We start from the raw sequence: 6,634 nt of genomic DNA on the forward strand, positions 1-6,634 counted from the left end.
AATCTGAGAGCCGCGGGCCACTCACACCATCTAAAATCTAAAATCTAAAATCTAAAATCGCAAGGGGGATTGAATCGTGGCGAAAAAAGACGAAGCTCAAGAAACTCAAGAAATAACGGCGCCTGGGTTTAATCCTACGGGTTTTTTAAAGGAAACTAGAGAAGAACTCGACAAAGTGGTTTGGCCCAGCAGGCAGCAGCTAATCAGCGAGTCTTTGGCCGTGCTTTTGATGGTAATCCTCTCAGCAAGCCTGATCTATTTGGTGGATAACTTCTTTAACTGGGGCGCGGGAAAGGTGTTTGGGCCATGACTTTTGCATCAGAAGAATCTGAGTATTCCACAGAAGCGACGGGACAGGCAGCATCGCCAGATGTGCCGGAGATTGATGCTCGCTGGTATGCTGTTCAAGTTGCCTCTGGCTGCGAGAAGCGGGTGAAGGCAAACTTGGATCAGCGGATTCAAACTTTGGATGTTGCCGATCGCATCGTTCAAGTGGAAATTCCGCAAACTCCGGCGATCAAAGTCGGCAAAGACGGTTCCAGGCGGCAGTCAGATGAAAAAATCTTTCCCGGCTACGTACTCATCCGTATGTTTATGGACGAGGATACGTGGCAGGTGATTAAGAATACCCCGAATGTAATTAATTTTGTCGGGGCAGAGCAGAAACGCCGCTACGGGCGCGGCAGGGGTCACGTCAAACCGCTACCTCTGAGTCATTCGGAAGTAGAACGGATCTTCAGAAACGCTCAGGAATCAGAACCAGTTGTCAAAGTATCGATGTCTACTGGAGACCACGTTGTGGTACTTTCCGGGCCATTTAAAGATTTTGAAGGTGATGTGATTGAAGTTAGCCCGGAACGAAACAAGCTCAAAGTTTTACTCTCGATTTTTGGGCGCGATACGCCTGTAGAATTGGAGTTCAATCAGGTTCAGAAACAGAACTAACTAATGGCAAAGAAAGTTGTTGCAGTAATTAAGTTGGCGATTACGGCGGGAAAAGCCAACCCAGCTCCTCCGATCGGCCCAGCTCTGGGTCAGCACGGCGTCAATATTATGATGTTTTGCAAGGAGTACAATGCTAGAACCGCAGACCAAGCAGGTCTGGTGGTTCCGGTAGAAATTTCGGTTTTTGAAGACCGCAGTTTTACGTTTATTCTCAAAACTCCGCCGGCGTCGGTTTTGATTCAAAAAGCGGCTGGCATTGCTAAAGGTTCGGGAGAACCTAATCGCAAGCAAGTAGGGACAATTACACAGGCTCAGTTACGAGAAATCGCTGAAACGAAAATGCCTGACCTCAATGCTAATGATGTTGAGGCTGCTATGAAAATTGTGGCAGGAACGGCTAAAAATATGGGCGTGGCGATCGCGGATTGAAGGAAGAAGGAAGTTCGGCAACGGATTATGTAACGGATGTAACGGATGTAACGGATGTCGGGAAGAAGAAAGAAGGAAGAGAGAAAAGTTTTTGATCATTCCCAATTCTTAATTTCTAGTCCAATTTCCAAATTGCTCATCCAAAATTCCCGGTGTTGAAGCTCAAATCTTCAATCTAAAATCCAAAATCCAAAATCGATCGATTCAGGGGGAGAAGCAAAGCTTCGCTAGGAATCGAAAACGGGTAGATTTTAAGATTGTCCGATAGGTTCAATCTAAAATCTAAAATCTACAATCTACAATCGACTGACCCCAGGAGATAACAATGGCCAAGAAAGTATCGCGAAGACTGCAAGAACTTCAAAAGAAAGTTGAAGACAGACCTTATCTACCGCTGGAAGCTCTGCAACTTTTGAAAGAAACAGCAACCGCTAAGTTTGGCGAAGCTGCTGAAGCTCACATCCGTTTGGGAATTGACCCGAAATATACTGACCAACAGTTGCGGACAACTGTATCGCTACCAAAAGGAACTGGTCAAGTAGTCAGAATTGCGGTGATTGCTAAGGGCGAAAAAGTTAAAGAAGCTCTGAATGCCGGCGCGGATATTGCTGGTTCTGAAGAGTTGATCGATGAAATTCAGAAGGGCATGATGGACTTCGATTGCCTGATTGCTACCCCAGACGTGATGCCGTTGGTGGCAAAATTGGGTCGGTTGTTGGGCCCGCGCGGTTTGATGCCTTCTCCGAAAGGTGGCACGGTGACGACTGACATTGCTCAGGCGATCAACGAGTTTAAAGGTGGTAAACTAGAATTCCGTGCCGATCGAACTGGCATCGTTCATGTTATGTTTGGCAAGGCAGCTTTCTCAGCGGAAGATTTGCTCGTCAACCTTCATGCTTTGCAAGAAACTGTTGACCGCAACCGTCCTTCTGGTGCTAAAGGTCGCTACTGGCGCAGTTTGTACGTATCCGCAACAATGGGCCCGTCGATCGAAGTCGATATCAATGCTCTGCGCGATACCAAACTTGATGCTGCGTAGAAAGAATTAAGCAGAAGGCAGAAGGTAAAAGACAGCTTCGGCTGTCTGTGTAAATCTCTCACAAGACTTACGCCAGACCCTTGCTAATCTCTGCCTTCTGATGATAGCCTAATCAAAAATCAATAAGCTGAAGACCGCAGGTGCCGACCGCTTAATTTCCTGCCGAGGCTGAAGAAATAAAAACTCAAGACTCAAAGATTAGAAATTTTCTATTTTTAATTCTGACTTGTTAATTTTTAATTCTCTGCCCCGGCTCTAAGGTCGGGGTTTTTGGTGGGCAGTTTTCGATCCTAAAAGGAGGTGAAATAAGTATGGGCAAAACTTTAGCAGTAAAAAATGAGATTATTGCAGACCTCAAGCAAACCTTGAGCGAATCTCAATTGGCGATCGTGATTGACTACACGGGCTTAACTGTTGCTGAAATCACAGATTTGCGTCGGCGTTTGCGTCCGAAAGGCAGCAGTTGCCAAGTGGCAAAAAACACGCTGATGCGAATTGCGGTTGAAGGCAACGAAACCTGGCAGCCGATACAGGAATTGCTGACCGGTACGTCGGCGTTTCTGTTCGTGCAAGAAGATATTGGCGGCGCGATTAAAGCTTACCAAGAATTCCAAAAAGTCTCTAAGAAGACAGAACTTCGCGGCGGCGTGATGGAAGGACGGGTGCTGAAAGAAGCTGATGTTAAAGCATTAGCCGATCTGCCGTCGAAAGAACAACTCATGGCTCAAATTGCTGGCGCTATCAACGGTGTCGCAACCAAGTTGGCTGTGGGTATCAATCAAGTTCCTACTTCGATCGCTCGCGGTCTTAAAGCTTATGCTGAAAAAGACGGCGATTCAGCAACAGAAGTAGCAGCAGAAGCACAACCAGAAGCGCAACCAGAAGCAGAAGCAGAAAGCGCATCTGTGTAAGTCATTAGTAATTAGTCATTAGTTCTCAGTCATTAGTATTTAGCAATAGATAGAAGACTGGAGACGAAAAACTAATGATGAATGAGCAAATCTCAAATCTCAAATCCCAAATCTACAATCGAACTAGGAGTTTAACGAATGTCTACTGCAACTGACGAAATCTTGGAAAAACTTAAGTCTCTGACTTTGCTCGAAGCATCTGAATTGGTCAAGCAAATTGAAGAAGCTTTCGGCGTCAGCGCTGCTGCTCCTGTAGGCGGCATGATGATGATGCCCGGTATGGGTGGTGGTGCCGCTCCGGAACCCGTAGAAGAGCAAACCGAGTTTACTGTCATGCTCGAAGAAGTTCCTGCTGACAAGAAAATCGCAATTCTGAAGGAAGTCCGCGCAATTACCGGTCTGGGTCTGAAGGAAGCAAAAGACTTGGTAGAAGCCGCACCGAAGGCAGTTAAGGAAGCTATTGCTAAGGATGCTGCTGAAGAAATGAAGAAACAGCTTGAAGCTGTGGGCGCAAAAATTTCTATCAAGTAGTCAGAGAGTGTAGTTGATATCAATTCCGGTGACACCGGAATGATGGTTAACTGTTGACTGTTGACTGTTGACTGTTGACTGTTAACTGTTGACTGTTAACTATTCCCTAAAATTAATCGCGCGATAGTTACATCTCTCGCGCGATTAATTATTTTTGGCGTAGGGAAACGGCTTTGCCGTGTCCTCTTAGATTTTAGAGGCTGCCTCCATTTGTCGCACTACTGTTAAAGCAGAATATGAAACACCGGCAGTTCCTTCTCCGGGATGGGTGGAGTCGCCCACTAACCACAAGTTTTTAATTGGTGTGCGGTTGGCAAATCCGAAGGGGCCGAAGGTTGGTATTCGCTGCCCGATGCCACCTACAACGCCTCTATCTCTCGCTGTGTAGCGGGCAAAGGTGCGGGGTGTGGCGGCTTCTTGGTGTACGATCGACTCTGGCGTCAAATTGAAATATTCGCTCAAACGGGCGATCGCCCCTGCGGTATATTTTTGCTTTAATCCTTCATAATCAACCGAATTCCACCACATTCGAGTATCAGTAAATGAGGAAGCGATAATTGTCGCCATTCCTTTCGGTGCTCGGCCATCACCCGGATGGCTGACAGAAACAAATAATGAATTATTCTCCCCAATCTCGCCTTCGTAATCGTAGAGAAACTGAAGGTGCGGCGGACAATTGGCAGGAATTGCGCTTTCATGCACTCCCAAATATATTACGAAAGCACCGGATGCGGGCGGCAGTTTATCGACTCGATATTTGTACCCTGCCATTTGATTTGGGAGTTGATGTGTTGTCTCTGGAGTCTCTGATTTAACGGATAAATTTTCTGTTAAATTATCTGTTAAATTTGCGATCGGCTCGCTTGACAACAATTTTACTAAATTTTGCGCGGTCACGTTGGCAACAATGCGATCGGCAGTTTCTGTCCAAACTTCGCCTGTTTTTTGATTGCGAATCACTGTACCGGTGGCTTTGCCATTTGCTGTGACAATACTTTCAACTGTGTGCCGCAACAAAACTTTGCCGCCGTCTCGTTCGATCGCCTCTACAAGTCGATCGCTCAATACCTGCATACTTCCTTGTAGATGATACAATCCTTGCGGCTCTTGCGAAACTCCTAAAGCCGTCGCCGCGTAAAGTAGCGCCGTTTCTTCGGTATCAACTTGAGAATACAATTTTAACTGCAAATCCAGAAAAGTTCTCAAGCGCAAATTGTCCCCCAACCCACAAAGCCGCAAAGCATCTCCCACTGTCATAAAAGTGAAAGGCAAAGTAATTAAAGTATCGGGGCGAACTGCTTGAATTAATTGCCAAAAATCCCAGAAGTTTCTGGGGGGTAAAACTGGATCGCGCCCTTGAAATTTCCAGCTAGCTTTGAACAATGCAGACAATAATTGCCAAAAAGGTTCGCTTCCGGGAAACTGCCGCTGCCTTTCTTGCTGCCACTTTTGCGGATCTCGCCACACGCTAATCGGTGCGGTTTCTCCCGGCAAAAACACCGCACAAGCGGGATCGCAGGGTGTGGCTGCGGGAAGTTCTATGTCTAATTCTGAGAAAATGCGGTGGTGAATGCCTCCGGGTTCCAATCCTGCAACCTGCGTGGCGCCGACATCGAAGGTAAAGCCTTTGCGTTTGAAGGTGGAAGCGCATCCGCCGGGGACGATCGCCTGGTCTAAGACTAGCACTTTGTATCCTCTGCGGGCTAGCAGGGCGGCTGCTGTTAGCCCGCCGATGCCGCCTCCAATTACCGTGACGCGGCCCTTAGTGCCTGTGGGACTGGATTTGCCTAAAGGGGTGCGATCGCCTCTCATAATTTATTTATTGTAATATTTCTTAATAGTATGCTCATATTTTGCAATAAAAAGCTCTTGTAGCGACAGGTTGAAATCTATCGCTACAAGAGGAAGGAGGCCGAGTTTAGAGGACGTTTTAGGGGTAAAGTGCTCCGGGCGCACCCGGAGCGTTAGACAGTGCCGTGTTGATTAGAGAATCACTGACGGCGCCACTTGTTGAGATAAGCTTCGCCAATCCCAGCCACAGCCTGCATTTGACCTAGCTGTTCCCGTAAAGCTTTGATGGTTTTTAGCTGTTCTTGAGACTGTTGCTGCAAAGCGTCGTAATTTCGCTGTATCGCGGCACTCTGGCTCAATTGATTTTCTAGAGATTGCAACTTGCTTCGTTGAACTTGGAAGTCGCCGATCGCACTTGACTTTTCTGCTAACTCGTGCTGCAAAGATTCGTAACTCGACTTCGACACGGTTTGCTGCAATTGGCTTTCGAGATTTTGCTTTTCGGTGGCGAATTGCTGCTGCAAAGATTCCAGAGCACTGGATTTTTCGGCGAGTTGCTGGTGCAAAGATTCCAGAGCACTGGATTTTTCTGCTAGCTGCTGCTGAAACTCGTGTTCTTTTTCGGCGACTTGCTGCTGCAAAGATTCGATCGAACTCGATTTTTCTGCTAGCTGTTGCTGAAACTCGTGTTCTTTTTCGGCGACTTGCTGCTGCAAAGATGCGATCGAACTCGATTTTTCTGCTAGCTGTTGCTGAAATTCGTGTTCCCGGTGGTCTTTTTCGGCGATTTGCTGCTGCAAAGATGCGATCGAACTTTCGCGTTCAGCCAACTGCTGCTGTAAACTTTCGTAACTTGACTTCGCTACAGTTTCGGCTAATTGGCTTTCGAGATTTTGCTTTTCGGTAGCTAATTGCTGCTGCAAAGAAGCGATCGAACTTTCGCGTTCACTCAACTGCTGCTGTAAACTTTCGTAACTTGACTTCGCTA

The 6,634-nt window shown here is 46.9% G+C and carries 7 protein-coding genes, 1 pseudogene and 1 other annotated feature; of the genes and pseudogenes, 6 read left to right on the plus strand and 2 right to left on the minus strand.

Going from position 1 to position 6,634, the window contains the following annotated elements:
- The first annotated feature begins 76 nt into the window (after window positions 1–76).
- The 6 genes from secE (at window position 77) to rplL (ending at window position 3,855) form a co-directional block, all read left to right on the plus strand.
- Complete coding sequence (secE, locus tag QUB06_RS16245; RefSeq protein WP_333409579.1) at window positions 77–310, plus strand: preprotein translocase subunit SecE; 234 nt, start codon at window positions 77–79, stop codon at window positions 308–310.
- A complete protein-coding gene (gene nusG / locus QUB06_RS16250) occupies window positions 307–945 on the plus strand; it encodes a transcription termination/antitermination protein NusG (protein ID WP_242721257.1) in 639 nt (212 codons plus the stop codon). Before secE ends, nusG begins: the two co-directional genes overlap by 4 nt.
- A gap of 3 nt (window positions 946–948) precedes the next feature.
- A complete protein-coding gene (rplK, locus tag QUB06_RS16255) occupies window positions 949–1,374 on the plus strand; it encodes a 50S ribosomal protein L11 (RefSeq protein ID WP_006635588.1) in 426 nt (141 codons plus the stop codon).
- A gap of 325 nt (window positions 1,375–1,699) precedes the next feature.
- Window positions 1,700–2,413 (plus strand): 50S ribosomal protein L1, encoded by a 714-nt coding sequence (gene rplA / locus QUB06_RS16260; RefSeq protein ID WP_333436137.1) that lies wholly within the window; start codon window positions 1,700–1,702, stop codon window positions 2,411–2,413.
- A gap of 109 nt (window positions 2,414–2,522) precedes the next feature.
- Window positions 2,523–2,695, plus strand: a sequence feature (ribosomal protein L10 leader region).
- A 29-nt stretch (window positions 2,696–2,724) separates the two neighbouring features.
- Complete coding sequence (gene rplJ / locus QUB06_RS16265) at window positions 2,725–3,324, plus strand: 50S ribosomal protein L10 (protein ID WP_333436138.1); 600 nt, start codon at window positions 2,725–2,727, stop codon at window positions 3,322–3,324.
- A gap of 138 nt (window positions 3,325–3,462) precedes the next feature.
- Window positions 3,463–3,855, plus strand: a complete 393-nt coding sequence (gene rplL, locus QUB06_RS16270; RefSeq protein WP_333436139.1) for a 50S ribosomal protein L7/L12 — start codon at window positions 3,463–3,465, stop codon at window positions 3,853–3,855.
- A gap of 186 nt (window positions 3,856–4,041) precedes the next feature.
- On the opposite strand, the gene QUB06_RS16275 is transcribed toward rplL, so the two are convergent.
- Together QUB06_RS16275 and QUB06_RS16280 are read right to left on the minus strand one after the other, a co-directional pair.
- On the minus strand, window positions 4,042–5,667 hold the full coding sequence (locus QUB06_RS16275; protein WP_333436140.1) for an FAD-dependent oxidoreductase: 1,626 nt from the start codon (window positions 5,665–5,667) through the stop codon (window positions 4,042–4,044).
- Between the two features lie 179 nt (window positions 5,668–5,846).
- Window positions 5,847–6,634: pseudogene (locus tag QUB06_RS16280) on the minus strand (CopG family transcriptional regulator); the annotation flags it as partial.

Origin of the sequence: Microcoleus sp. D2_18a_D3 (assembly GCF_036702455.1) — a bacterium.
GTDB lineage: Bacteria > Cyanobacteriota > Cyanobacteriia > Cyanobacteriales > Microcoleaceae > Microcoleus.

Coding starts and splice junctions, on each gene's coding strand:
- nusG (WP_242721257.1), top strand. CDS start 307: ATGACTTTTGCATCAGAAGAATCTGAGTATTCCACAGAAGCGACGGGA.
- rplK (WP_006635588.1), top strand. CDS start 949: ATGGCAAAGAAAGTTGTTGCAGTAATTAAGTTGGCGATTACGGCGGGA.
- rplA (WP_333436137.1), top strand. CDS start 1,700: ATGGCCAAGAAAGTATCGCGAAGACTGCAAGAACTTCAAAAGAAAGTT.
- rplJ (WP_333436138.1), top strand. CDS start 2,725: ATGGGCAAAACTTTAGCAGTAAAAAATGAGATTATTGCAGACCTCAAG.
- rplL (WP_333436139.1), top strand. CDS start 3,463: ATGTCTACTGCAACTGACGAAATCTTGGAAAAACTTAAGTCTCTGACT.
- QUB06_RS16275 (WP_333436140.1), bottom strand. CDS start 5,667: ATGAGAGGCGATCGCACCCCTTTAGGCAAATCCAGTCCCACAGGCACT.